22 protein-coding genes and 1 pseudogene are annotated in these 24,353 nt (G+C 74.0%); 12 read left to right on the top strand and 11 right to left on the bottom strand.

The genetic code is table 11. The annotated features are described in order from the left end of the window. Nucleotides 1-144: 144 nt before the first annotated feature. From ABZZ17_RS08015 to ABZZ17_RS07995, 5 genes are read left to right on the top strand one after another with little or no spacing between them, the layout of a single operon-like run. The gene (locus tag ABZZ17_RS08015) at nucleotides 145-1,665 is read left to right on the top strand and encodes a glycoside hydrolase family 3 N-terminal domain-containing protein (protein ID WP_356873237.1); all 1,521 of its coding nucleotides are present in this window, start codon (nucleotides 145-147) and stop codon (nucleotides 1,663-1,665) included. A 43-nt stretch (nucleotides 1,666-1,708) separates the two neighbouring features. Next, nucleotides 1,709-2,377, top strand: coding sequence for a DUF1796 family putative cysteine peptidase (locus ABZZ17_RS08010; protein ID WP_356873235.1), 669 nt, complete (start codon nucleotides 1,709-1,711; stop codon nucleotides 2,375-2,377). Between the two features lie 12 nt (nucleotides 2,378-2,389). Then, nucleotides 2,390-3,154 (top strand): PIG-L family deacetylase, encoded by a 765-nt coding sequence (locus ABZZ17_RS08005; protein WP_356873233.1) that lies wholly within the window; start codon nucleotides 2,390-2,392, stop codon nucleotides 3,152-3,154. Continuing rightward, on the top strand, nucleotides 3,148-3,939 hold the full coding sequence (locus tag ABZZ17_RS08000) for an ABC transporter ATP-binding protein (protein WP_356873231.1): 792 nt from the start codon (nucleotides 3,148-3,150) through the stop codon (nucleotides 3,937-3,939). Before ABZZ17_RS08005 ends, ABZZ17_RS08000 begins: the two co-directional genes overlap by 7 nt. Then, nucleotides 3,936-4,805 carry an ABC transporter permease gene (locus ABZZ17_RS07995; RefSeq protein WP_356873229.1) on the top strand — a complete coding sequence of 290 codons (870 nt, stop codon included), beginning with the start codon at nucleotides 3,936-3,938 and terminating at the stop codon, nucleotides 4,803-4,805. The genes ABZZ17_RS08000 and ABZZ17_RS07995 overlap by 4 nt, the downstream gene beginning before the upstream one ends. A 29-nt stretch (nucleotides 4,806-4,834) precedes the next feature. Here the strand turns inward: ABZZ17_RS07995 and ABZZ17_RS07990 are convergent, their stop codons facing one another. The 10 genes from ABZZ17_RS07990 to ABZZ17_RS07945 all read right to left on the bottom strand — a co-directional run bounded on the left by ABZZ17_RS07990 (nucleotide 4,835) and on the right by ABZZ17_RS07945 (nucleotide 15,242). Next, entirely contained in the window at nucleotides 4,835-5,497 is a 663-nt protein-coding gene (locus ABZZ17_RS07990; RefSeq protein ID WP_356873227.1) for a hypothetical protein, read from the bottom strand. Nucleotides 5,498-5,589: 92 nt separating this feature from the next. After that, entirely contained in the window at nucleotides 5,590-6,375 is a 786-nt protein-coding gene (locus tag ABZZ17_RS07985) for a 3-hydroxybutyrate dehydrogenase (protein WP_356873225.1), read from the bottom strand. 137 nt (nucleotides 6,376-6,512) lie between these two features. Next, complete coding sequence (locus tag ABZZ17_RS07980) at nucleotides 6,513-7,175, bottom strand: methionine ABC transporter permease (protein WP_356873223.1); 663 nt, start codon at nucleotides 7,173-7,175, stop codon at nucleotides 6,513-6,515. Then, nucleotides 7,172-8,188 (bottom strand): ATP-binding cassette domain-containing protein, encoded by a 1,017-nt coding sequence (locus ABZZ17_RS07975; RefSeq protein WP_356873221.1) that lies wholly within the window; start codon nucleotides 8,186-8,188, stop codon nucleotides 7,172-7,174. Before ABZZ17_RS07975 ends, ABZZ17_RS07980 begins: the two co-directional genes overlap by 4 nt. Next, a complete protein-coding gene (locus tag ABZZ17_RS07970; RefSeq protein WP_356873219.1) occupies nucleotides 8,185-9,066 on the bottom strand; it encodes a MetQ/NlpA family ABC transporter substrate-binding protein in 882 nt (293 codons plus the stop codon). Before ABZZ17_RS07970 ends, ABZZ17_RS07975 begins: the two co-directional genes overlap by 4 nt. Nucleotides 9,067-9,179: 113 nt before the next feature. Next, nucleotides 9,180-9,623, bottom strand: coding sequence for a GntR family transcriptional regulator (locus ABZZ17_RS07965; protein WP_356873217.1), 444 nt, complete (start codon nucleotides 9,621-9,623; stop codon nucleotides 9,180-9,182). Between the two features lie 70 nt (nucleotides 9,624-9,693). Beyond that, nucleotides 9,694-10,677, bottom strand: coding sequence for an ABC transporter permease (locus tag ABZZ17_RS07960; protein ID WP_356873215.1), 984 nt, complete (start codon nucleotides 10,675-10,677; stop codon nucleotides 9,694-9,696). Further along, nucleotides 10,674-11,621, bottom strand: coding sequence for an ABC transporter ATP-binding protein (locus ABZZ17_RS07955; RefSeq protein WP_356873213.1), 948 nt, complete (start codon nucleotides 11,619-11,621; stop codon nucleotides 10,674-10,676). Before ABZZ17_RS07955 ends, ABZZ17_RS07960 begins: the two co-directional genes overlap by 4 nt. A 68-nt stretch (nucleotides 11,622-11,689) precedes the next feature. After that, the gene (locus ABZZ17_RS07950) at nucleotides 11,690-13,231 is read right to left on the bottom strand and encodes an alpha/beta hydrolase (RefSeq protein ID WP_356873211.1); all 1,542 of its coding nucleotides are present in this window, start codon (nucleotides 13,229-13,231) and stop codon (nucleotides 11,690-11,692) included. Between the two features lie 127 nt (nucleotides 13,232-13,358). Beyond that, on the bottom strand, nucleotides 13,359-15,242 hold the full coding sequence (locus ABZZ17_RS07945; RefSeq protein ID WP_356873209.1) for a hypothetical protein: 1,884 nt from the start codon (nucleotides 15,240-15,242) through the stop codon (nucleotides 13,359-13,361). Between the two features lie 303 nt (nucleotides 15,243-15,545). Here ABZZ17_RS07945 and ABZZ17_RS07940 point away from each other — a divergent pair, with 303 nt between their 5' ends. Continuing rightward, nucleotides 15,546-16,682 carry an alpha/beta hydrolase gene (locus tag ABZZ17_RS07940; RefSeq protein WP_356873207.1) on the top strand — a complete coding sequence of 379 codons (1,137 nt, stop codon included), beginning with the start codon at nucleotides 15,546-15,548 and terminating at the stop codon, nucleotides 16,680-16,682. Nucleotides 16,683-16,785: 103 nt separating this feature from the next. On the opposite strand, the gene fusA is transcribed toward ABZZ17_RS07940, so the two are convergent. Continuing rightward, a complete protein-coding gene (fusA, locus tag ABZZ17_RS07935) occupies nucleotides 16,786-18,864 on the bottom strand; it encodes an elongation factor G (protein ID WP_356873205.1) in 2,079 nt (692 codons plus the stop codon). 529 nt (nucleotides 18,865-19,393) lie between these two features. Between fusA and ABZZ17_RS07930 the strand changes: the two genes are divergently transcribed. The 6 genes and pseudogenes from ABZZ17_RS07930 to ABZZ17_RS07905 all read left to right on the top strand — a co-directional run bounded on the left by ABZZ17_RS07930 (nucleotide 19,394) and on the right by ABZZ17_RS07905 (nucleotide 24,084). Beyond that, nucleotides 19,394-20,581, top strand: a complete 1,188-nt coding sequence (locus tag ABZZ17_RS07930) for an MFS transporter (RefSeq protein WP_356873203.1) — start codon at nucleotides 19,394-19,396, stop codon at nucleotides 20,579-20,581. Nucleotides 20,582-20,736: 155 nt separating this feature from the next. Next, on the top strand, nucleotides 20,737-21,168 hold the full coding sequence (locus tag ABZZ17_RS07925; RefSeq protein WP_356873201.1) for a VOC family protein: 432 nt from the start codon (nucleotides 20,737-20,739) through the stop codon (nucleotides 21,166-21,168). Nucleotides 21,169-21,293: 125 nt separating this feature from the next. Beyond that, nucleotides 21,294-22,370: an NADP-dependent oxidoreductase gene (locus ABZZ17_RS07920; protein ID WP_356873199.1), complete on the top strand. Its 1,077-nt coding sequence runs from the start codon at nucleotides 21,294-21,296 to the stop codon at nucleotides 22,368-22,370. Continuing rightward, a pseudogene (locus ABZZ17_RS07915) lies at nucleotides 22,367-22,696 on the top strand (MerR family transcriptional regulator); the annotation flags it as partial. The gene ABZZ17_RS07920 and the pseudogene ABZZ17_RS07915, both read left to right, overlap by 4 nt. A 72-nt stretch (nucleotides 22,697-22,768) precedes the next feature. After that, nucleotides 22,769-23,158, top strand: coding sequence for a VOC family protein (locus ABZZ17_RS07910; RefSeq protein WP_356873261.1), 390 nt, complete (start codon nucleotides 22,769-22,771; stop codon nucleotides 23,156-23,158). 347 nt (nucleotides 23,159-23,505) lie between these two features. Beyond that, nucleotides 23,506-24,084, top strand: coding sequence for a sigma-70 family RNA polymerase sigma factor (locus ABZZ17_RS07905; protein WP_356873197.1), 579 nt, complete (start codon nucleotides 23,506-23,508; stop codon nucleotides 24,082-24,084). Nucleotides 24,085-24,353 lie beyond the last annotated feature (269 nt).

Genomic DNA, 24,353 nt, shown 5'->3' with positions numbered 1-24,353 from the left:
GTACGTGCGGCCCCTGCACGCCACCGCCGCCGTGCCCCGCCCCGTACCGCTTCCGCCGTACCCCCCACGCCCGTTCCGAGCCGGTGGCGGCGCCCCTCCGCACCCGTCTCCTTCCTCCGTCCCGTTCCCGAAGGTTGAACGCCCGTGAGCACTGCCACGACCCTGGTCAACGCCTGCCTGCTGCCCGCCTACGACGGCCGGACACCACCCGGCTGGATCCTGCGCGCCCTGGACGAAGGGCTCGCCGGAGTAGGCCTGTTCGGCACCAACCTCCGCTCCACCGGGCGCGGCCTGCGCGAGGACATCGTCGATCCGATCCGCGCGGTACGGCCCGACGCCCTGATCGCCCTGGACGAGGAAGGGGGTGACGTCACCCGGCTCGACTACCACCGCGGCAGCGTCTACCCCGGCAACCACGCCCTCGGCAGCGTCGACGACCCCGAACTGACCCGCCGCGTCGCCCTGGCCGTCGGCGCCGACCTGCGCGCTGCCGGGATCAACCTCTGCCTGGGCCCCTGCGCCGACGTCAACTCCCGCCCCGACAACCCGATCATCGGCGTCCGCTCCTTCGGCTCCCGGCCCGGCCCGGTCGCCCGCCACACCCGCGCCTTCGTCCAGGGCCTCCAGGAGCACGGCGTCGCCGCCACCCTGAAGCACTTCCCCGGACACGGCGACACCGTGACGGACTCGCACACGGCACTGCCCGACATCCACCGCGACCTCGACGCCCTCCGCGCACTCGACCTGCCCCCCTTCGCCGGGGGCATCGCCGCCGGCGCCAAAGCGGTCATGACCGGCCACATCCGGCTCCCGCACCTCTCCGACCTGCCCGCCACCCTGAGCCACCGGATCGTCACCGGCCTGCTCCGCGAGGAACTCGGCCACGAGGGCGTGGTGATCAGCGACGCCATGGAGATGGCCCCCGTCAGGGACCGCTGGGGCTTCGGCGGCGCGGCCGTCCTCGCCTGGTCCGCGGGCGTCGACCTCGTCCTGCTCGGCGCCACCGACGGCGAGCTGCTCCTCCCCGAGGTCCACCGGGCGGTGGAGCACGCCCTGCGCACCGGCCAACTCACCCTCGAACGGCTGGAGGAGGCCGCCGCCCGGGTCGCCGCACTCCGCGCCTGGGCGGCGCCGACTGCGGCCCCGCACCCCGGCCCGCTCACCACGGCCCCGGCCGGTTCCGCGCCCGGCTCCGAGAACGGGTCCGGCATCGGGCTCGCCGCCGCCCGCCGCGCCCTCGCCTCGGCCGGTCTGCCGCCCGTGGCCCCCGGCGAGCCGGTGCACTCCGTACGGCTCGTCACCGGCGCCAACATGGCCGTCGGAACGGCCCCTTGGGGACTCGCCCCGGCCCTGAAGCTCCTCGACGCACTGGCCTCCGACACCGACGTGGAACAGGGCACCGATCCACGGAACGTCCCCCTGCCCGACACCGGCCCCGTCGCCGTCGCCGTACGCGACGCCGCCCTCGACCCCTGGCAGCGGGCCGCCCTCGACGCCCTGCGCGCCCGCAGGCCCGACCTCGTCACCGTCGAGATGGGCCTCGGCCCGCAGACCCCGGAACCCGGCGGCCGGCTCGTCCTCACCCGCGGAGCCGGCCTGGTCAACGCGGTCGCGGCCGCCGAACTCCTCACCGGCCGGACCTGCACCGGCCCCCTGCGCGCCTGAACCGCCCGGCCACCCCCATCCCCCTGCCACCCCGGAGGACCAGGTGTACGACGTCTGCGTCGGCCTCGGCTACCACTGCGAATCGACCCACCAGATCCGGCGGATCACCGGCGACGAACGGGCCCACTTCTTCGACTGGCTCGACCTCGACTTCGACTCCGTGTACGACACCCTCGCGACCGACTTCCGCGAAGTCCTGCGCCCCGGCCTGACCGAACCCTTCGGCAACAGCACCTGCGCACTCGACACGGGCTCACGGATCCGCTTCTTCCACGACTTCCACACCCCCGACGGCGGACCCCTGACGGCCCACGACATCGCTGACCAGTTCCCCGCCGTACGCGCCAAGTTCGAGCACCTCGCGGAGCGGTGGCGCCGGCTGACCGCCTCGCCCACCCGCGTGCTGTACGTCCACCACGACGCCTTCGACGAACGAGAAGCCGCCGACCTGGCCCGTCTGCACGCCCTGCTCCGCGACCGCCACCCCGGCCACCGCTTCGCCCTGCTGTGGCTGCGCCGCACGCTCCCCGGCGACACGGCCGCCCTCCCGCCCGGCGTCCGCTGGGGCACCGTCGCGGCGCGCCCCGGCCGCTGGCAGGGCGACGACGCCCAGTGGGACGCCGCCTTCGCCGCCCTGGGCGCCGTCATCCGCCCCGCCATCCCCGCCGCTCCCGCCGCCGGCGCCGTCATCCGCCCCGACGTCCGCACCTGACCCGGAGGAACCATGCCCGCCCCCGAACCGCCCCGCTGGCGCACCGTCGTCCTCTCCCCGCACTTCGACGACGCCATCCTGTCCCTCGCCGGACTGCTGCCCGCACTGCCCGCACCCGTCGCCGTCGTCACCGTCTTCGGCGGCGCCCCGGCGCCCGGAGCGCCGGTCTCGTGGTGGGACGGCACCTGCGGGTTCTCCACCGCCGCCGAGGCCCACCGCACCCGCCGCGCCGAGGACGCCCGGGCCTGCGCCCTCCTCGGCGTCGAACAGGTCGTCCTCGGCCATCCCGACGGGCCGTACGGCGACGGCGGGGAACCCGACCTCCTCGACGCCTTCCTGGAGGGCCTCGCCCCCGGCACCCGGATCCTCGCCCCGCTCGGCAGCAACCAGCCCGACCACGCGGGCGTCCGGACGCGCGCCATGAAGGTGCTCGCCGCGCTCGGCGCCCCCGCACCGTGGGTCTACGCCGACCTCCCCTACACCGGGCACCTGCCCGAATGGGGCAGTGACGGGGCGAGCGCCGCCCTGGCGCGGAGCCCGAGGTGCGGACTCGCGTACCAGGAGCTGCTGACGAGCCACCGCACCAACGTCCGTCACGCCCTGGTCCTGACGGACGAACAGTGGCGGGCCAAACACGAGGCCGTCCTGTGCTACGCCTCCCAGCTGGCCGCCCTCGTCCCCGACCACGGCACCTTCCTCGCCCGCACCGGACCCCTGCGGGCCGAAGTGGTCTGGGAACTGTCGCCCCTGGAAACGCCGTTGGACCCGCCGTGCTGACCCCGCACGGCCCCGGCGCTCCCGGTGCGGACCGGCGCCCCGTCGTGCTGGAGGCGAGCGGCCTGGTCAAGGAGTACCGGCGCGGCCGGGCCGTCGACGGCGTCGGCTTCACCGTCCGCGCGGGAGAGCGCCTGGGCCTGCTCGGCCCCAACGGCGCGGGAAAGACCACCACCCTCCTCATGTGCCTCGGCGCCGTCGAACCCGACGCGGGCCGGGTCGAGATCCTCGGTCGTACGGTGCACGCCGAACGGGCCAGGGCCATGCAGGGTGTCGGCTTCGTCGCCGGCTACCTCCCCCTGCCCGACCGGGTCCGCGTCCGCGAGTACCTGCGGCTCTACGCGGACCTGTACGGGCTGCGCGCCCCCGGCGCCGCCGTGGAGCGGGTCCTGTCCCGGTTCGGCATCGAGCACCTCGCCGTCGCCATCGGCACCGAACTGTCCAGCGGCCAGCGCACCCTGGTCGGCATCGCCAAGGCCGCCCTGCACGAACCCCGCCTGATGGTCCTGGACGAACCCACCGCCTCCCTCGACCCGGACATCGCGCTGCGCGTGCGCACGGCTCTGCTGTCCCTCTCGGCGGAACAGGGCACCGCCCTGCTGGTCACCAGCCACGACATGGTGGAAGTGGAGCGGCTGTGCGAGCGCGTGATGTTCCTCCACGGCGGCCGGATCGCCGCGGACGGAACACCCGCCGAAGTGGCGCACCGCTTCGGCAGGGCCGACCTGGAGGGCGTCTTCCTGCACCTGGCCGAAGAACGCGACCGCGAAAGGGCGTCCGCCCGATGACGATCCCCGTCAGCCCCGTCGCCACGGACGGCTACCGCCCTCCCGCGCTGCGTTCCCCGGCCGTCGCCTCCGCGCACCGGGTGCGCGCCGTCGCCCGCCGCCACTGGCTGGTGCTCAAGCGCAGCCCGCACCGCTTCTTCGACGTACTGGTCTGGCCCCTCGTCGACACCCTGCTCTACGGGTCCATCGGCCTGTTCGCCGCCGAGGCGGCGGGCACCGATCCGGGGGCCGCGACCACGGTGGCCGTGTACCTGCTCAGCGGAACCGTCCTGTGGCACCTCGTCCACCAGACACAGATCTCGCTCGCGACCGGCTTCCTGGAGGAGACCTGGTCACGGAACCTCCTCGGCCTGCTGGCCACCCCCATGCGGGAGTGGGAGTACCTCGCGGGCGTCGGCCTGTTCGCCCTCCTGCGCACCGCGGCGAGTACGGCCGCGGTCGCCGCACTCGCCTTCGCCGCCTACGCCTTCGACGTCACGGCACTCGGCCTCGGCCTGATCCCGGTGGCGGCCCTGCTGCTCGCCTGCGGCTGGTCGGTGGCCCTCCTGGTGGTGGGCCTGGTGCTGCGCTACGGCAGCGGGGCCGAAGCCCTGGTCTGGGGCGCCCTGTCCGTGGTGATGCCGCTGTCGGGCGTCTTCTACCCGGTCTCCACGCTCCCGGCCGCCCTGCGTCCCCTCGCCCAAGTCCTGCCCACCACGCACGTGTTCGCCGCCGGGCGGGCCCTGACCGCAGGCGGGGCCGTGCCGTGGCGGGAGCTGGGCACCGCCGCCGCCGGGACCCTCGTCCTGATGCTGCTCAGCCTCTACGCGCTGAACCGCATGATGCGCTCCTTCCGCAGCCGGGGACTGGTGACGCGGTACTCCTGACCAGTGCCGTGACCGGAAAGGCCACGGCGCTAGCCCCTCCCGCCGCCGGGCCCCCCGCCCTCCGGCTCCGGCGCCGTCCGGTCCGGGCACTGCGGGCGGCCGGACGACAGGAGCGGGTCGTCCAGGAGCACCAGCCGGTACCCCGCCCGGCGCGCCCGGCCCTCCGCGGTCCGGCGCCGCGGGCCGGTGCCGTGCCTCTTCGGCGACCGGGCCCGCTGCGCCGCCGCGATCAGGGCCGCGACGGGTGGCGCCTCGGCCCGCAGACGGTTGAACCGGCGCACCGAGATCCCGACCAGGCCCGCCGCCGCCGGCCACGTCGCGCCCTTGCGGATCGCGTTGAGGACCAGCTGGAGGGCGGCCGGAGTCGGCGCCGCGCCGGGTCCGAGGCCGTGCGCCGAGGCGAGGGCCTGTCCGGCCCGGATCGCCTCGGCGAAACTGGCGTCGAGAGCCAGCCAGTCGCGGAGCATGTGCTCGGGTATGCCCGCGGCGGCGGCGCACCCCGGGATGGTCAGTCCCTGCGCCGCTCCCCGTACGGCTTCCGCCATGTGCGCGATGGTCTCCTCGCGCTGGCTGGGCGTGCGGCGCAGTGCGTCGCGCAGCGACCTGTCGATCTCCTCCTGCGAGGTCAGCCATGCCAGTATCCGGTCGGCCCACTGGTCCTGTCGGGCCTGGTGTGATGCGTTCTCCGTCATCCCGTACCCCCATATGATTAGGGCAGCCTAACCTAAGGATTTGGGTGGGTGGGTGGAGTGAGGAAGTTGGCCGAAGGCATATGCACGGTCCGTCAAGCGGCGGTCCAGCCGCCGTCCATGGGCAGGGAGGCGCCCGTGACGTGCCCGGTGTGCGGGCCGCAGAGCCACAGCGCGACGGCCGCGACCGCCTCGGGTTCGATCAGCCGCTTGATCGCGGAACCCCGCAGCAGCACCTCGCCGACGACCCGTTCGGGCGGGAGGCCGTGTGCCTCCGCCTGGGCGGCGATCTGCCGTTCGACGAGCGGGGTGCGCACGTAGCCGGGGTTCACGCAGTTGCTCGTCACGCCGTGCGGCGCACCTTCCAGGGCGGTGACCTTGCTGAGCCCTTCCAGCGCGTGCTTGGCCGTCACGTAGCCGGACTTGAAGGCGCTGGCCCTCAGGCCGTGCACGCTGGAGACGTTGACCACCCGGCCCCAGCCCCGCGCGTACATGTGGGGGAGGGTCCGGCGCAGCAGCAGGAAGGGCGCGGTGACCATCACCTTCTGGAGCAGCTCGAACCGCTCGGGCGGGAAGTCCTCTATGGCCGCGACGTGTTGGAGTCCGGCGTTGTTGACCAGGATGTCGAGATCGGCGGGCAGGGCCGCGATCGCGGCCGGATCCGCGAGGTCCGCCGGATGGGCCCGCCCGCCCACGAGCTCCGCCACGTGCGCGGCGGCCCCCGCGTCGACGTCCACGACGTGGACGATGGCCCCCGCGGCGGCCAGCGCCACGGCGCAGGCCCGCCCGATGCCGCTCCCGCCGCCCGTCACCATGGCCGTACGCCCGCCCAGCCCGCCGGCCGGGAGCCCGGGCACCGTTCCACCGAATCCGCTCGTCATGACCGAACGTTAAGGACGTGCGCCGGGCCCTGCCGATGTGCGCCGCCCCCACACTCCGGGCCCCGGACGTGGCGGCGGCCACCACCGGCCCCTCGGAAGGGGGGAGCCGATGGTGGCCGGGGCGGGGCGGCGGCCGGTCAGCGCCGGAGGATCCTGCGCGACACGCGGTTGCCGAGGAACTGGGCGGACTGCACCAGGATGATGAGGACCAGCACCGTCACCACCATGACGGAGGTGTCGAAGCGCAGGTAGCCGTAGGTCATGGCGAGGTTTCCGACGCCTCCGCCGCCGACCGTCCCGGCCACCGCCGAGAAGTCGATGAGCGCGACGAGCATGAAGGTCAGGCCGAGGACGAGCGGCCCCAGGGCCTCGGGGACGAGCACCGTGAGCAGGATGCGCAGCGGTCCGGCCCCCATCGAGCGGGCCGCCTCGATGACGCCCGGTTCGACGGAGAGCAGGTTCGACTCGACGATCCGCGCGATCCCGAAGGTGGCCACGATCGTCATCGGGAAGATCGCGGCATCGGTGCCGATCATGGTGCCGACCACGGCCCGGGTGACGGGGGCCAGGGCCACGATCGCGATGATGAACGGCACCGGCCGGATGACGTTGATGAACGTGCCCAGGACCGCGTGCACGATCCGGTTCGGCAGGATGCCGCCCTTGCGGGTGGCGTAGAGGGACAGCCCCACCACGAGCCCGCCGACGGTGGAGAGCGCGAGCGTGATCAGCACCATGTAGACGGTCTCGCCGGTCGCCTCGACGACCTTGGGCCAGAAGGTGCTCCAGTCCGCCTTCACGCGGCACCCACCTCCCGGCCGGCGCCCGCGCCGAGTCCGGCGGCCACGGCCTCGACGGCCCGCGCCTCGCCCCGCAGTTCGATGGTCACGCTGCCGAGGGGCCGGCCGCGGACCTCGCCGACGCCTCCGTGGACGAACGTGAAGTCCACGCCGTGCTCGCGCAGCAGCGGCGAGAGCCCGTCCGTCACCGGGGCCCCGTCGACGACCGGGAGCGTGACCAGCCGTCCCGGATGGCGGGCGCGCAGCCGGTCGAGGAGCGGGCCGTCGGGTTCGCTGTGCAGCGCCGAGCGTACGAAGGCGGCCGTGGTGCGGTGGCGCGGCCGCGCGAACACCTCGTAGACCTCGCCGCTCTCCACGACCCGGCCGTCCTCCATGACGGCGACCCGGTCGCACAGGGAACGGACGACCTCCATCTCGTGGGTGATCAGGACGATGGTGACGCCCAGTTCGCGGTTGACCCGGCGCAGCAGGGCCAGGACCTCCTGGGTGGTCTGCGGATCGAGGGCCGAGGTGGCTTCGTCGCACAGCAGCACCTTCGGGCGGGTGGCCAGTGCGCGGGCGATGCCGACGCGCTGGCGCTGTCCGCCGGACAGCTGCTCGGGGTAACGCTTGCCGTGCCCGGAGAGGCCGACGAAGTCCAGGGTCTCCTCGGCGCGCGCCCGGGCGGGCGCGCGGTCCATCCCGGCCAGGCGCAGCGGGTAGAGGACGTTGCCGAGGACGGTGCGGGAGCGGAAGAGGTTGAACTGCTGGAAGATCATGCCGATCTCGCGGCGGATCGGACGCAACGCGCGCTCGCCGAGCGCGGCGAGGTCCTGGCCGTCGACGAGGACGCTGCCCGAGGTCGGCTCCTCCAGGCCGTTGACCAGGCGCAGGAGGGTGGACTTGCCCGCGCCGCTGTGCCCGACGACCCCGAAGACGCTGCCCGCCGCGACGGACAGGCTCACCCCGTCGACGGCACGCGCCCCACCGGGGAACTCCTTGTGGACGTCCCGCAGTTCGACCGCGGCCGTCATCGGCCCAGCTGCTTCGCTACGCGGGCGAGCTCGGCGCGCAGCTCGGCGGCGGGCAGTTCGACGTGGTGGGCGGTGCCGTTGCTGGTGCGGCGGACCTCGTCCTGCACGGCCTTCGACGCGTACAGCTTCACGATCTTCTCGTAGTCCGCGTTGTCCTTCTGGTCCGCGCGGGCGGCGATCACGTTCAGGTAGGGGACGGCCTGCGGGCTGGTGGGATCGTCCTTGAACAGCGCGGTCTTGGCGTCGATGCCGGCGAGTTCGGCGACCCCGTCGTTGATGATCGCGGCGTCGGTGTCCTTGAGCGTGCGGGGGGTCTGCTGGGCGTTCACCGGGGTGAGCTTGATGTGCTTGGGGTTGGAGGTGATGTCGTCCGGGGTGGCGAACAGCCCGGCGTCCTTCTTCAGCTCGATGAGCTTCGCCTGTTCCAGCACGCGCAGGGCCCGGCCCTGGTTCGCGGGGTCGTTGGGAAGCGCGATCCCGGCCTGGTCGGGCAGGTCCGCGAGCTGCTTGTGCTTGCCGGAGTAGAGACCGAGCGGCACCACCGTGGTCGCGGCGATCGGCGCGATGTCGGTCTTGTTCTCGGTGTTCGACTGAGCGAGGAAGACCAGGTGCTGGAAGGCGTTGAGCTCGATGTCGCCCGCGCTGAGGGCCTTGTTGGGCAGCGAGTAGTCGTCGAAGACGACGGTCTCGACCGTGAGCCCCTCCTTCTTCGCCTCCTTGGCGAGGACGTCCCACTCGGGGGAGTCGCCCGCCACGCCCACGCGGATGCGCCGCTCGTCGGAGCCGCCGAACCCGCAGCCGGAGACGAGGAGCGCGAGGGCGGTGGCGGAGGTCGCGAGGGCGAGCGCGGTACGGCGGCGCGGAGATACAGCAAGCATCGTGGGATCCAGTGGTAGACGAAACGCGTCAAGCGAGGTACCTACGAACGGTAGGCATGGATCCCGGAAAAGGCTTGGTTTGAAAGATCGTATTCACGATCCTGCAATGAATCTCAGGTGGTGGGTGGGGGTGGGGTGGCTGGGACGGCCGGGGTGTGCGCGGGTCTCATGACCCCCGCCGGGTACTGCTCGCCCAGGACGGTGTCGAACAGGCTCGTCACCTCCTGCGCGGTCAGGCCGTGCTCCCGCGCCTCGCGCATCCACTCGCCGAGCCGGGCCCGCACGGGCGACTCCGGGGCGGTCCGGGACGTGGCCAGCGTGCGCGTGATGAAGGTGCCCGACCCCTGGCGCACCTCCACCAGCCCGGACCGCTCCAGTTCCCGGTACGCCTTGAGGGTGGTGTTGGGGTTCACCTTCGTGGTGGCGGCGACCTGCGCCGCGGTGGGCAGCTTGTCGCCCTCGGCCAACGCCCCCATGCGGAGCGCCTGCTCCACCTGGTGGACGATCTGGAGGTAGGCGGGCAGACCGCTGCGTCGTTCGATGCGGAACACGACCACGGCGCCCGCCTCCTTGATCCCTCGTCGGTCGATCCCTTGTGGATCCGGTCCAGCCTAGGCGGTTGCCGCCCTACATCCGGCCCCTGCCGGTCCGCAGCGCGCACACGCCCAGGAGCAGGACGGCGGCCGCCAGCAGCACCCCCGCGTAGGTCCACTGCATGCCCGCCATCTGGTCGCGGCCGAAGTAGTCCCAGACCGAGTTGACGATGCCGCGTTCGCTGCGGCAGGCCTCGGGCGAGGACTCGTGCGCACAGGTGCTCCAGCCGTAGAGCCTGCCCGACGCCGTCCCCACCCACTGGTCGATCTGCACCGCGTGGTCGAGGACGGCCGGCGGGGTGCTGTCGAGCGGGAAGGCGAGCCTGCGCGGCGTGGCGAGCCGGTCCCGGAAGAGGGAGGCCGCGAACAGGGAGGCGGCCGAGATCAGGAAGGTGAGGGTCATGGCGGGCGTGACCCGCCGCAGCAGGGTGCCGACCGCCAGGCCGAGCGAGGTGGTGAACAGGGCGGTGGCCACGAGGACGGGACCCGTGGTGTCGAACACCGAGCCGGTCAGCCAGTCGTCGGGGGCGAACGGTCCGACGGAGCGCCACCACCAGGCGTAGAGCAGGCCCAGGACCGCCGTCGGCACCGTCACCAGGATCAGCGCGAACGACAGCTTGGCCAGCAGCCACTGACGCAGGGTCACCGACTGCGTGGTGACGAGGCGCACCGTGCCGTGCTCGTGGTCGGCGGCGATGAGCGGTGCGCCGAGGAACGCGCCGAGCAGGACGGGCAGGAAGCCCAGCGTCGATCCGCCGGACTCCAGGTCGTTGGAGATCCGGTTGCTCAGGGCCTCGTCGACGGAGCCGGGTGTGCCGGGCCAGCCGGCGCCGTGCAGGGCGTCCAGCATCGCGCCGCGCTGGTACACGATCCAGGCCGCCCCGATCACGGTGACCGCGAGGCAGGACAGGAGGGCGGCGCGGTGCTGGTGCACCATGAGCCAGGCCAGCCCGCGCAGCGCGCGGGGACCGGACGGCTTGCGGTCCCGCGTCGCGGGGCCCCGGGTGAGCGTGTTCATGCGGCGCGGTCCTCTCGGTGGCCGGGAACGGAGCTGGGCGAGAGCAGGGCGGGGGCCTGCGGCGAGCGGAGGTAGGCGAGCAGCACTTCCTCCAGGCTGGGCTCGGCCGGCTGCCACTCCGGGCCGATCGGGGCCTCGCGGCGCACCAGTGCGGTGAAGTGCCGCCCCGAGGTCCGGGCCTCGATCAGGGTGTGGGCGGCGAGGGCGGCGGGCAGTGCGCCGCCCTCGTCGGTCACGCCCGTCACCAGGGTGTGCATCGGGAGCAGCTCGTCCGTGTCGCCCGCCATGCGGACGCGCCCGTCGGCGAGGACCAGCAGGTGGTCGCACATGTCCTCGATCTCGCTCAGCAGGTGCGAGGACAGCAGGACCGTCGTTCCGTGCTCGGCCGCCTCGGAGAGGAGCAGCGAGCCGATCTCGTCCCGGGCCACCGGATCGAGATCGGCCATCGGCTCGTCGAGGAGCAGCAGTTCGGGCCGCTTGCCGAAGGCGAGCGCGAGGGCCACGCGGGTGTGCTGGCCCCCCGAGAGGTCCCCGATCCGCGCCTCCATCGGCACGTTGCCGCCGCGCACGATCCGTTCCGCCGCCTCCTGGTCCCAGGCCGGGTTGAGCTCCTGCCCCATGCGCAGGGTTCGGGCGACGGTGAAGCGCTTGAAGAGCGGCTTGTCCTGTCCGAGGTAGGCCCAGCGGGTCCGGGTGTCCTCCGAGCCGACGGGACGGCCGAAGACGCTCAGCTCACCGGCCGTCGGCTCGACGAGCCGGGTCGCCAGACCGAGCAGGGTGCTCTTGCCGGCGCCGTTGGGTCCCACCAGCGCGGCGATACGGCCGGCGGGTATCCGGAACGAGGCGTTTCGAAGTGCCCACCCCCGGCGGTACCTCTTGCCCAGCCCGCGCGCCTCGACGGCCCACCGGTTGTCGGCCGCAGCGTCATCGGTCGTCTCGCGCACGGCGTCCCCCCTCTCTCCATGAATCCACTAGATGAGTAGTGGAATAATGGACTCGGGTCCGGCCCCTGTCAAACCTTCGGTTCCGGCAGCGGCTTCGCCGCGCAGGAGGAATCCCGGGCCGGCAGCCGTCCGTCGAGCAGGAACTCCTCCACGTAGGCGTCCGCACAGGCGTGGTGCGACTGGTAGGCGACGTGGTCACCGCCCCCGATGGTGATCAGACGCGAACCCGCGAGCGCCCGGTGCGACCGCAGGGCGCCCTCGTAGTGGGTCGCCGGGTCACGGAGCGAGCTCAGCATCAGGACCGGCGGCAGCCCCTTGCCGGTGACCTCGACGCGCGGCGCGGTGGAGCGCGGCCAGGCGGCGCAGACCGACGCGAAGGTCAGCTCCCGCGCCCCTGCCATCGGGTACCGGCGGGTGTCCGCGGCGCTCCTGGCCACCCAGTGGCCGGTGTCCCGCGTCCAGGGGGTGTCGGAGCAGGTGACGGAGAAGTAGGCGGCGGCGAACTCCGCCGACATCGGGTGCCCGAGCTTGCGGGCGACGGCCCGCCTGACCTCGGGCGGCGCGTCCTGCGGGCGTTCCAGGACGCCGAACGCCGCCGCGATCTGGGGGAAGGAGTCGCCGTCGTAGATGACTCCGGTCGTGGCCGCGTCGAGGTGGTTGGCCGTCACCACGGTCCCGTCGAGGTCGAGCGGCCGGTCCCGCAGGCCGCGGCGGAGCCGCTCGTACCCGGCCTTCGCCTCCCGGGGCGTGCGGCCCATGTGGTAGGTGGCGTCGTTCTTCGCGAGCCACGGCAGGAAGTCCTCCTCGAACCGGCGCTGGAAGCTCAGCGGCTGCCCCGTCGAGAAGGACTCCCAGCCACCGCTGAAGTCGACGGTGCTGTCCAGCACGAACCGGTCGACTCGGCCGGGGAACCCGCTCGCGTAGTACGCGCCGAGGAATCCGGCGTACGAGGGGCCGTAGTAGGAGACCCGCTCGGCCCCCAGCAGGCTCCGGTAGAGGTCCATGTCGTGCGTCACCTGGGCGGTCGTCAGGTAGGGGAGCAGATCGCCCGAGTTGCGGCGGCAGTCCTCCACGAAGCCCCGGGTGCGCTCCAGGGTGGCGCGGACCGCCCCTTCCGAACGGTCGCGCAGGTCACCGCTGCCGAACAGGGCGTCCACGGTGTCCTGGTCCGAGCAGACCACCTTGGTGCTCGCCCCGATGCCGCGCTGGTCGAAACCGACGATGTCGTAGGCGGCCGCCAGTTCCGGTGCGTACGAGGCCAGCCCCGCGGGCCGCCCCAGACCCGAGGCGCCCGGCCCGCCCGCCGCCGTCAGCAGGACGCCGCGCCGGGCGGCGGAGCCCGTGGCACGGTGCCGGGACACCGCGACCGTGAGGTCCGGCCCCGCGTCGGGGTGGTACCAGTCGCGCGGCACCGCCATCGCGGCGCACTCCAGCGCCCCGTCCGGGCAGGCGTGCCAGTCGAGCCGCTGCTGGGCGTACCGCGCCGGAACGGGCGGCGCCCCGGCCGGCGCCGCGACGCCGGCCGCGGACGCCGGCAGGGCGGAGAGGGCGAGGACCGCGCAGGCGGCGGCCGCGGCCCATCGTGCGGGGCGCACACTGGAAAACTGCATGTGAAGGGCTCTTCCCGTCGGAGTGGATCGGCTCCGCCAAGCCTCTCCGAGGGGACGCCCCGTGACGATCGTGCTGCTGCCCGCACCGGGGGTGGTGCTGGTGCCACCCCCGGTACGGGTCCCGGGATCAGGGCCGGGCCATCGGCGGGGCCGGCAGCGGGGTGCCCTCCGTGGCGCGCAGGGCGAGGAGCACGATGGCGTCGGTCCAGCCGAGCGGAACGACCGCCTTCGGACGGCCGTCGGGGCTGACCGTCTCGGGGAGTTCACCGAGCGCGTTGCGCTTGGACAGCACCCAGTCCACGACCGCGTCGGCCTTCTCCCGTTCCCCCGTGCCGGCCCACGCGAGCGCGAAGAAGGAGGTACTGGGCGTCCAGGTGATGTCGCCCCACGGGGCATCGGGATCGTCGCCGGGGATCACGCCGCCGTTGGGCCGCAGCAGCGCCGCGTACGTGTCGTCGAGGGCGCGGGGGAGACCGGCGGGGGCCTGGTTGAACGGCGGCGCCATGAACGCGACGGCGCTGTCCCGGCCGTGCAGCCCGTCGGCGGTCCGCGGATACCCGAGCGGGGCGAACCGCCGCTCGATGCCCGCGGACAGCCGCTGCGCCGCGACGGCCCACCGGGTGGCGTCCTGCGTACGGCCCAGACCCCGCGCCAGGTCCGCGGCCGCGTTCAGCCCCGCCAGCAGGGGCGCCGCCGTCCCGATGTTGACGGTGTCGGTGGACAGTTCCCAGTAGTCGGGAGAAGCCGGGGGCAGGCCGTCGGCGTCGAGGCTCCCGGCCGCGTGGTCCGCCGCCTTGCGGAGCATCGGGTAGAGGGCCTCCAGCCGCGCCGCGCGGCCCGCCTCCGGGGCCGTCCGGTACCACTGCCACGTGGCCCAGGGCACCCAGCCGTTCCCGTCGAGCTGCCACGGCCTGTCGTCCGGCGGCCCGGAACCGTCCAGCCGCGTACGGGCCTCCCAGGTGCCGTCGGCGCGCTGCGTCCCCGCGTTGTACCGCAGGATCCGGTACGCCTCCTCGTCGTACCCGCAGTGCGCGAACGCCACGGCGGCGAAGCTGGAGTCGCGCGGCCAGGAGAAGTCCCAGAACGGTGACCAGGCCGCGGCGAAGGAACCGTTCGACCGCAGCAGCGCCCGCATGGACAGCAGGGCCCGCTCGGCGCTTTCGCGCCGGGCCCCCGCCGCGCCCGGGATCCGGCCCGCCGCGAGCCACGCGCGGGACTCGGCGATCTGCTCCAGGGCGAGCGCGTCGTCCGCTTCGACGACGACGGAGGCGGCCCTGCCGGCCGGCAGGTACCGCCACCGCCCGGACGGCAGGCGCAGCACGTTGCCGCCGGTCACGTACCGGGCGCCGACGGCGAACTCCGGAGTGACCGCCTCCACGTCGGTGCCGTTGGAGAGCAGGCCCGACGTCCGCGCGATCCGGTCGGCGGCCGGCACGTAGCAGGGATCCGTCTCGCCGCACCGCTCCGCACCGGCCGGGTTCACATGGAACGCCAGCCGGGACGCGACCGCCTCCCAGCGGCCGGCCGGCCCGTCGCGGTGCCAGCTCACCGGCGCACCGGCGGCCGTCTGCCGGGTTCCGTGCCAGACGACCGGCTTGCCGTCCGGGGTCGTCGCCTGCGCGAACAGGTAGTACGGGGTGTCCGGCGTCACGGCGGCGTCGAGGGGAACCTCCACCCAGCCCGCGCCCGCACCGCCCAGCGCCGCCACGTCGACCGTACGGGAGGCGATCGCGGACCCGGAGTCCTCCCGGGTACCGCGGACCTCGACCCGTACCCGGCCGCCGGCCGCCGTGCTGCTCAGGTACAGGCTGACCCGTGACAGGCGGGCGTCGGCCGTCCTGAACTCCTGCGCGGCCGCGCTGCCGGCGGCCGCGATGCCGATCAGGGCCGCGTCGTGCAGCGCCTGCCCGTCAGGGGGGACCCCGTCGCGCGCGCTCGCCGGCCCGCCGGCTCCGCACAACAGCGTGGACAGCAGGGCCGTGGCCAACGTGGCGGACCTCGTACGCACCATGCTTCTCCCTTCGGGTGATCCGGACGTCAAACGAGAGACGGGCATGGAGGGTGGCGCGCTCCTCTCCGAGGGTGACTCGTGTGATGGGCGGACCATCGCAGGACCGCCCGGCCGCGCCGGAACCGGACCCGTCTGGACGAACCGCGGCCCGGGGGCGGTCATCCGCGGACGTCATCCCACGGATGTAGGGAGGGACGGGTGTTGCATCCGTGGGCCGATGGCAGCCGCGGGACAGCTTCCTAGCCTGGACACACCGGGTCGCGGGGAGCACCCCCGACGACGTACATCGCCGTGAGGACACCAATGAGGCGCGCGTTCCTGGCTGTTGCGGCAGCCGCCCTGCTCATGACCGGTACGGCCCAGGCGGGTTCGGCCCGGGCCGCGGCCACACCGGCGCACGCGCCGCGGGACGCCCCGGCGTTGCCGCGGCCGACCGGCGGACACCCGGTCGGCATGACCACCGTCCACCTGAAGGACGAGGACCGGGCCGACCCGTGGGTGCCGCAGGAGCGCCGGGAACTGATGGTGTCGCTCTGGTACCCGGCGAAGAAGCCCTCGGGCACGCCCGCGCCCTACATGACGGAGGAGGAGTCCCGCAGGTACGTCGAATCCAACCGGGCCGTCGTACCGCAAGAAGTGCCTTCGGACGTACTGACGACCGTGGTCACCCACGCGACCGTCGACGCCAAGCCGGTGACCGCGCGCGGCAGGCTGCCCCTGGTCGTGCTCTCGCCCGGCTTCGGCATGCCGCGCGCCACCCTGACGGGCCTCGCCGAGGAACTCGCCTCACGCGGCTACGTCGTCGCCGGCATCGGGCACAACCACGAGGCCGTCGGCATCACCTTCCCCGACGGCCGCACGACCGGCTGCGAGGCCTGCCCCGCCCCGGACTTCCCGCGCGTCGGGGCCGAACGCGCCCGCGACGTCTCCTTCGTCCTCGACGAGCTCACCGGCCGGCACCCGAAGTGGAAGGGCGGCACGCTCATCGACACCGGACGCATCGCCATGGTCGGACACTCGGCGGGCGGCTTCAGCGCCGTCCCGGCCATGCTGGGAGACCCCCGCATCAAGGCGGGCGTCAACATGGACGGCAACTTCCGCTTCCCCAACGACGTCCCGCTGGACCGGCCCTTCCTGATGCTCGGCAAGCCCGGCCACGTCCCGGGCGGCGGCGACCGGACCTGGGACGAGACCTGGAGCGAACTGACCGGCTGGAAGCGCTGGCTGACCGTCGACGGCACCGAACACACCTCCTTCGGCGACATGGCGACCGTCGGCAAGCAGCTGGGCATCAGGCTCCAGCCCCTCGACGGAGACCGCTGCGACGCCCTCCTGCGCGCGTACGTCGGCGCCTTCGTCGACACCCACCTGAAGGGACGCCCGGCCCCCCTCCTGGACGGCCCCTCGGCGCACCACCCCGAGGTCCGGTTCCACGGCTAGGCCGTAGGGCCCACGGGGTCGCGACGGCCGGCAAGGCACCGGAGCCGCAGAGCCCCGCCCCCCCCGGATTTCGCCGGAGGGGGCGGGGCTGCCGGGCCGGCCGTCAGCGGGTCAGCAGCGGGCCCGCGACCGACGCCGGGACCGGCGCGAGACCCGCCGGCCGGGTGGTGAAGGTGCCCCGGCCCTGGGTCCGGCCCCGCAGCCGGGACGCGTACCCGAACAGCTCGGCCAGCGGCACCACCGCCGTGATCACCGAGGTGCCCGCCCCGGCCGTGGACCCCGAGACCCGGCCGCGGCGCGCCGCGAGATCACCGAGGACGCCGCCGACACCGTCCTCCGGGACGGTCACCGTGACCTCCACGACCGGCTCCAGCAGCTCCACCGTGCTCGCCCGCAGCGCCTCGCGCAGGCCGAACCGGCCCGCCGCCCGGAACGCCATCTCCGAGGAGTCCTTGGAGTGGGTCGCCCCGTCGGTGAGCGTCACGCGCAGCCCCGTCACCGGGAACCCGCCCAGCGGACCCTCCGCCAGGGCGTCCCGGCAGCCGGCCTCCACGGCACGCGCGTACTCCTGCGGCACCCGCCCGCCGACGACCGCCGACCGGAACACGAAACCGGGCTCCTCCAGCGGCTCCACGTCGAGGACGACGTGCGCGAACTGGCCCGCGCCACCGTCCTGTTTGACGTGCCGGTGGACCAGACCGCTCACCCCGCGCACGACGGTCTCCCGGTAGGAGACCTGCGGCTGCCCGACGGCCACCTCCACCCCGTGCCCGCGCCGGACCTTCTCCACCGCGACCTCCAGGTGCAGCTCGCCCAGGCCCGACAGCACGGTCTGGCCGGTCTCCGCGTCGGAACGCACCACCAGCGAAGGATCCTCCTCCGCCAGCCGCGCCAGCGCCACGGCGAGCCGCCCCGTGTCGGTGCCGCGCACGGCCTCCACCGCCACCGACACCACCGGCTCCGCCACCGAGGGCGGTTCCAGCAGCACGGGGGCGTCCGGAGCGCACAGCGTCGTACCGGCCCGGGCCGTCTTCGGCCCGATCACGGCGACGATGTCACCGGCCACCGCCTCCTCCCGTTCCTCGTGCCGGTCGGCCTGCACCCGCAGGATCCGGCCGACCCGTTCGGTACGGCCCGTACCGGGGTCCAGTACGGACGCGCCCTTGCGCAGGGTGCCCGAGTAGACCCGCAGGTAGGTGAGCCGCCCCGTCGCCGTGGCCGTCACCTTGAAGGCGAGCGCCGCGAACGGCTCCGCCGGATCGGGGGCGCGTTCCTGCTCCGCACCGCCGGCCGTGCCGCGCACCGGCGGCATGTCCGCGGGCGACGGCAGGTACGCCACGACCGCGTCCAGCAGCGGCTCGATCCCCCGGTTGCGGTACGCCGAACCGCACAGCACCACCACCGCCTCGCCCCGCAGCGTCAGCTCCCGCAGGGCGCGGGCCAGGGTCGCCCCGCTCAGGGACGACTGCGCGCAGAACTCCTCCAGCGCCCGCGCGTCGAGTTCGGCGACCGTCTCCTCCAGGAGCCGGCGGCGCCGCAGCGCCTCCTCGCGCAGCGGTTCGGGAACCGGACCCGTCTCGTACGCGCCGTCGCCGTCGGGCCAGAGCAGCGCCCGCATTCCCACCAGGTCCACGACCCCGCGGAAGCCGTCCTCCCGCCCGACGGGCAGCTGGACCACCAGGGGTACGGCGCCCAGCCGGTCGCGGATCGACGCGACCGCGGCGTCCAGGTCGGCGCCCGCCCGGTCGAGCTTGTTGACGAACGCGATCCGCGGTACGCCGTACCGGTCCGCCTGCCGCCACACCGACTCGCTCTGCGGCTCGACGCCCGCGACGGCGTCGAACACCGCCACCGCTCCGTCGAGCACCCGCAGGGAGCGCTCGACCTCGTCGGCGAAGTCGACGTGCCCCGGGGTGTCGATGAGGTTGACGCGGTGCCCGTCCCAGGTACAGCTCACGGCCGCCGCGAAGATGGTGATGCCGCGGTCGCGTTCCTGGGCGTCGTAGTCGGTGACGGTGGTGCCGTGGTGGACCTCGCCCCGCTTGTGGACGGCGCCGGTCGCGAAGAGGATCCGCTCAGTGAGGGTGGTCTTTCCCGCGTCGACGTGGGCCAGGATGCCCAGGTTCCGCAGGGTGGTGCGGGCGGGGGAGGAGGGGACGGTGGATCGCCGGTCGGTGCGCATGGCCCGAGGCCTTTCGAACGAAGAGGAAGAGGGCGGCGCGATTCCCGGACACCGGACCTGTCCGCCTTCCGTACGCCCGGCCGTCCCCGGCGCCGGCCCGTGCCGGAACGGCACCCGGGCGGGCGGAGCGGGGAAAACGGAAGGGCGGGGCGGAGGCTAGAGGTGTGTCACGGGCCTACGGTGACGGCCGCGCAGCCGGCACCGCACGGTGCGAGACACCGGGATCACGTCGTACCGGGACGGGGGAACGAAGGCGGCGGTGCGGTACGTGCACATGGCCCGGTTCCCCTTCTCTTCGCTCGGCATCGGACGCGCGGGCCCCGGGTCGTGTCGTCCCGGTCGGCGGCGCGCACGGCGAGTCTAGGCAACAGGGGCGGGGCACGGCACCGCATTTGTTCGCGGCGGCCGGTCCCCGCACGCCGCGTCGGCAGGACGATCCCCCGCGCGCACCGCGCCGGGCAGGCCGATGCCGACGCGCCGGGCACGCCGCGCCGGGCCGGGGCGGGCGCGCGGGGTTACCGTCGGCGACATGGACGGTGACCGCCGAAGGTGGCGTCAGTGCGTGCTCGGCGGGGCGGTGTTCGCCGTGTGCATGGCCGGCACCACCCTGCCGACCCCCCTCTACGGCCTCTACCAGGAGAAGTTCGGCTTCTCCGAACTGATGGTGACCGTCGTCTACGCGGTGTACGCCTTCGGGGTCATCGGCGTCCTGCTGCTGGCCGGCAACGCCTCGGACGCCGTGGGCAGAAAACCGGTCCTGCTCGCCGGCCTCGGCTTCGCCGTCGCCAGCGCGGTCTGCTTCCTCTGCGCCACCGCGATGGGCTGGCTGTACGCGGGACGGCTGCTGTCCGGCCTGTCCGCGGGCCTGTTCACCGGGGCCGCCACCGCCTACGTGATGGAGCTGGCCCCCCGGGGCGGCGCCTCCCGGGCAACGCTCGTGGCGACCGCCGCCAACATGGGCGGCCTGGGCTGCGGCCCCCTGCTCGCCGGCATCCTCGCCCAGTACGCGCCCTGGCCCCTCTACCTGCCGTTCGTCGTGCACCTCGTCCTGGTGGCGGCGTCGGCCGCCGTCCTGCTGCGGCTCCCGGAGACCGTACGGGAACGGCGTCCGCTGAGCACCGTACGACCCCAGCGGCCCGGCCTGCCCGCCGAGGTGCGGTCGGTGTTCGGGCCCGCCGCGATCGCCTCGTTCGTGGGGTTCGCCCTGTTCGGGGTGTTCACCTCGGTCAGCCCGGCGTTCCTCGCGGAATCCCTCGACGTGCACAACCGCGCCGTGAGCGGCCTCGTCGTCGCCCTGGCCTTCTTCGCCTCGACCGCCGGACAACTGGTGGTCGGCCGGGTCGGCGTGGGCCGCTCCCTGCCGCTGGGCTGCGCCGGCCTGCTCGCCGGCCTGGCCCTGCTCGCGGGCGCGCTGTGGTGGGACCAGCTGTGGCTGGTGGTGCTGAGCGCGCTCGTCGGCGGGGCCGGGCAGGGCCTCGCGTTCCGCGGGGCGATGTCCGCGGTGACCGCCGCCTCTCCCGCGGACCGGCGCGCGGCGGTGATCTCGACCCTGTTCGTGGTGGCGTACACGGGCATCTCGGTGCCGGTGATCGGAGTGGGCGTCCTGTCGGGCCCGATGGGCCTGGAGGGGGCCGGGCTGGTGTTCATCGCCTGTATGGCCGTCCTGGTCGGCGCCGCGGCCGCCTACCTGCTCCGCAGACCCGTACGGGTGCGGTGACGGACGGTCGGCGCCGCCCCGCTCGGCGACAACCCCCTTGGTTCCCGCAGCCGTTCACCTCGTCCGGCGGCGTTGCGGCGTGCGCGAGGAGGCTCGGTAGGACACCGTGGGGACCGCCCGGACCGACCCGCTGGCGCTACCCGAGGAGACCTTCCGTGAACTGGACGCTCGAAGTCGTACCGGTCCCTGTCGCCGACATGGACCGCGCGAAGGAGTTCTACGCAGACAAGGCCGGGTTCAAGGTCGACCTCGACGACGAGGTCGCCCCCGGCGTGCGCATCATCCAGATGACGCCGGCCGGCTCGCGCTGTTCCATCGCGATGCTCCAGGGGATGCCCGCCGCGCCCGGGGCGAAGCAGATGGCCCCCGGCACCCTGCAGGGCCTCCAGATCTGCGTCACCGACATCGAGGCGGCCCGCGAGGAGCTCCTCGCCCGGGGCGTGGACGTCTCCCCGGTCCGCCACCTCGGGGCCACCGGATGGGAGGACGGCAAGGGCGGCACCTGGAACTCCTTCATGACCTTCGAGGACCCGGACGGCAACGGCTGGGTCGTCCAGGAGGCCCCCTCGGAGCTGTCGGAACGCTGAATCTCCGGCAGAAGACGATCGGGGAGGGCGGCTTGACCCTGACGTGCGGGTCAGGGGTTAGCGTCACCGCACCCCGGCCGCACCCCCCCCGCGGCCGCCGCCCCCGATCCGCCCGGGAGACCCGCATGCCCGTGACCGTCCTGCCCCGCACCGGCCGCGAGGTCCGTCTCGCCGCCGTCCCCGACGGGCTGCCCGCACCGGAGCACTTCGCCGTCGTCGAGACCCCGCTGCCCGAACCCGAGCCGGGCCAGGTGCTCGTCAGGAACACCCACTTCCTCGTCTTCCCCGGTCTGCGCACCCTGATCGGCGGGGAGACCGACGGCCTGCCGCTCCCGCTGCTGCACGCCGGCGACACCCTCTTCGGCCCCGCCGTCGGCGAGGTCGTCGCCGCGCCGCCCGGCAGCACGCCGCGTACCGGTACCGCGGTCACGCACATGCTCGGCTGGCGCGAGTACGCCCTGGTTCCCGCCGCCGCCTGCACCCCGCTGGGCGACGCGCTGCCCCACCCGGTCGAGCACCTCGCCCAGGGCTCCGCCGCCTACGGAGCCCTCACCCGCCTCGCCGGGATCCGCCCCGGCGACGTCGTCCTCGTCACAGGAGCCGCCGGCGCCGTCGGTACCCTGGCGGGGCAGATCGCCCGCCTCCTGGGCGCCGCCAAGGTGATCGGCACCACCGGTACGCCCGCCAAGGCCGCGCGCCTCGTCTCCGAACTGGGCTACGACGCCGTCCTGCTCCGCGGCACCGGCCGGCCCCTCGCCGCGCAGCTCGCCGAGGCGGCGCCGGAGGGAGTCGACGCCGTCTTGGACACGGTCGGCGGGGAACAGCTGACCGCGGCACTCGGCGCGGCCCGGCAGGGCGCCCGCGTTGCCCTCGTCGGCACCCTGGCCGGACAGCTGTCGCGGCGCCGGGCCGGCGGCAGCGCACCGGCCGAGATCGACACCTTCCGCATCGTCGTCAAAGGCCTCTCGCTGCGCGGCTACAGCGGCGCCGACCACCCCGACGTGGCGGACGAATGGGCCGGCCGGTTCGGCGGCTGGCTGCGCTCCGGTGAGATCACCTTCCCCCACACCCGGATCACGGGCATCGAACGGGCCCCCCGCGCGTTGCAGGAGTTGATCGAAGGCCGGCACTTCGGGGCAGTCGTCGTGGAACTCCGCTCCGGTGCGGCGGGCGGCGGGGGAGAGGAAGGCGGGTCGGGATGAGGATCGGCGAGGCGGCCGCGGCGGCCGGGGCGACGCCCAGGGCACTGCGGTTCTACGAACAGCGCGGGCTGCTCCCCCCGCCCGCGCGCACGGCTTCGGGGCAACGGGAGTACGGGCCCGGCGAGATCGCGAGGGTCCGCGTCATCCGGAGCCTGTTGGCCCTCGGGCTCACCGTCGAGGACCTGCGCGCCCGCGCCGACCGCCTCCACCTGCTCGACGGGGACCCGCAGCCGTCCTGCGGCGCCACCGTGCCCGGCGCCTCCCCGGTGGTCGCCCGCCGGCTCGCCGTCCTCGACGCCGAGATCGCCCGGCTCACCCGGCTGCGCGAGAACCTGGCCCGCGAGGCGGCCGCCGACCGCGCTCCGCATGCCCCCGGACACGGGGGGTATGCGCGGGCCATGACGGTCAAGAAGACGAGCGTTCTCGTACTGGACTGCGCCGAGCCCCAGGCCCTGGCCCTCTTCTACGCCCAACTCCTCGACGCCGACGTCCGGATGGGGGAGGACCCGGACATGGTCGAAGTGGTCGGCACCACCGGAGTGCACCTCGCGGTGCGCCGGGACCACGGATACGCGCCACCGAGCTGGCCGCGCCCCGAGGACTCCCAGCAGGCGCACCTCAGGATCCAGGTCGCCGCGGCCGACCTCGACGAAGCCGAACGCGAAGCGGTCTCCTTCGGGGCCCGCCCGCTGGAGTCCGGCCTCGGGGACGGGCCGCACGAAGCCCGCCTGTTCAGCGACCCGGCCGGACACTCCTTCACCCTCGCGGGCCAGGCCTCCACGCCCTGAGGGTCCCCGCCCCCGGCTCGTACGAGGGGGCGTGCGCTGGTGTGTGAGGGGCGCGGAAAGAAGCGCGTGCGCCACTTCCGGAAGATTTCGCGGGACCGGCCTGCACGATCGGGCGCGTTCTTCGATGGGGTGGGTCCTGGGGGCGCACCGCGCCGCCGCGGCTACCGGACCCGGGGGCGAGTACGCCGCTCCGCACACACCACTTGGGAGGTTTCACGTCACGTGAATGTCGTCGAGATGGTCGCCCTCGTCCGGATACTCGCCACCGCGGTCCGTGTTCGCACAGCCGATCCGACCCGGGCGCCCAGGCCCGCGCCGGGAGCCGGAGTCCAACCGTGGGGGAACGCATGAGCGAGGGCGAGTACGACCCATCGGGAGACCAGGCGGTCTCCAGCGAGCTGGCGGGCGTCCTGCCCGTGGAGTTCACCGCGTTCCATTCCCAGCAGCACCGCGCCTACCTGCGCTACGCCCACCTCCAGCTGGGCAACGCCAAGATGGCCGAAGAGGTCGTCGACGACGTGTTCACCTTCCTGCTGAAGGTGTGGAGCCAAGCGCTGAGGGAGGCCAGCCTCCACGGATTCGCCTGGGCGGTGCTGCGCGAACACGTGGAACGGAGACTGGCCGTCCTGGCCCGGCCGGTCGCGATGGTGGAGACGGCCTGGTTCGCCGCGCTGCGCCGGACCTCCCGCGAACGCCTGGAACTGCTGGAGTCCAAGCTCGGCCTGTACGCGGCGATCGCCGAACTGTCCGAGCGCCAGTACGACGTCGTCCTGCTGACGTTCCTGCTGGGCAACGAATCCGACACGGTCGCCCGGATGATGGGGATCTCCCCCGCGACGGTCCGTTCGCACATCCGCGGCGCCCGCCGAACCCTGTCCCGCAAGCTCGGGGTGGACTGGATCCCCGGAGAGGAGAAGGAGCAGTGAGCGACATGCCCCGTGACCGCGACATGGCGCTGTGCGAGCTGGACGCGGCCCTGAAGGACGCGCTGGTGCTCGTGGAGGAGTACGCGGGTTACGACGAGGGCGCCGCCCGGCGCCGCATCGCCCGCCGGATCGCCGCCGACCGCGCCCGGTCGTCGACCGGAACGGTCCGCGGTACGGCCGCCCCGCCCCGGAGCCACGACTCGCCGGCCGCGTCCGATGAACTGGTCCTGGACGCCGCCTGCCACGTACGGTCCGCGCGCGTCCTGGAC

The organism is Streptomyces sp. NPDC006512 (genome assembly GCF_040611935.1).
GTDB lineage: Bacteria > Actinomycetota > Actinomycetes > Streptomycetales > Streptomycetaceae > Streptomyces.
The sequence above is the reverse complement of the archived record's forward strand: the minus strand, read 5'-3'. Positions and strand labels throughout refer to the sequence as shown.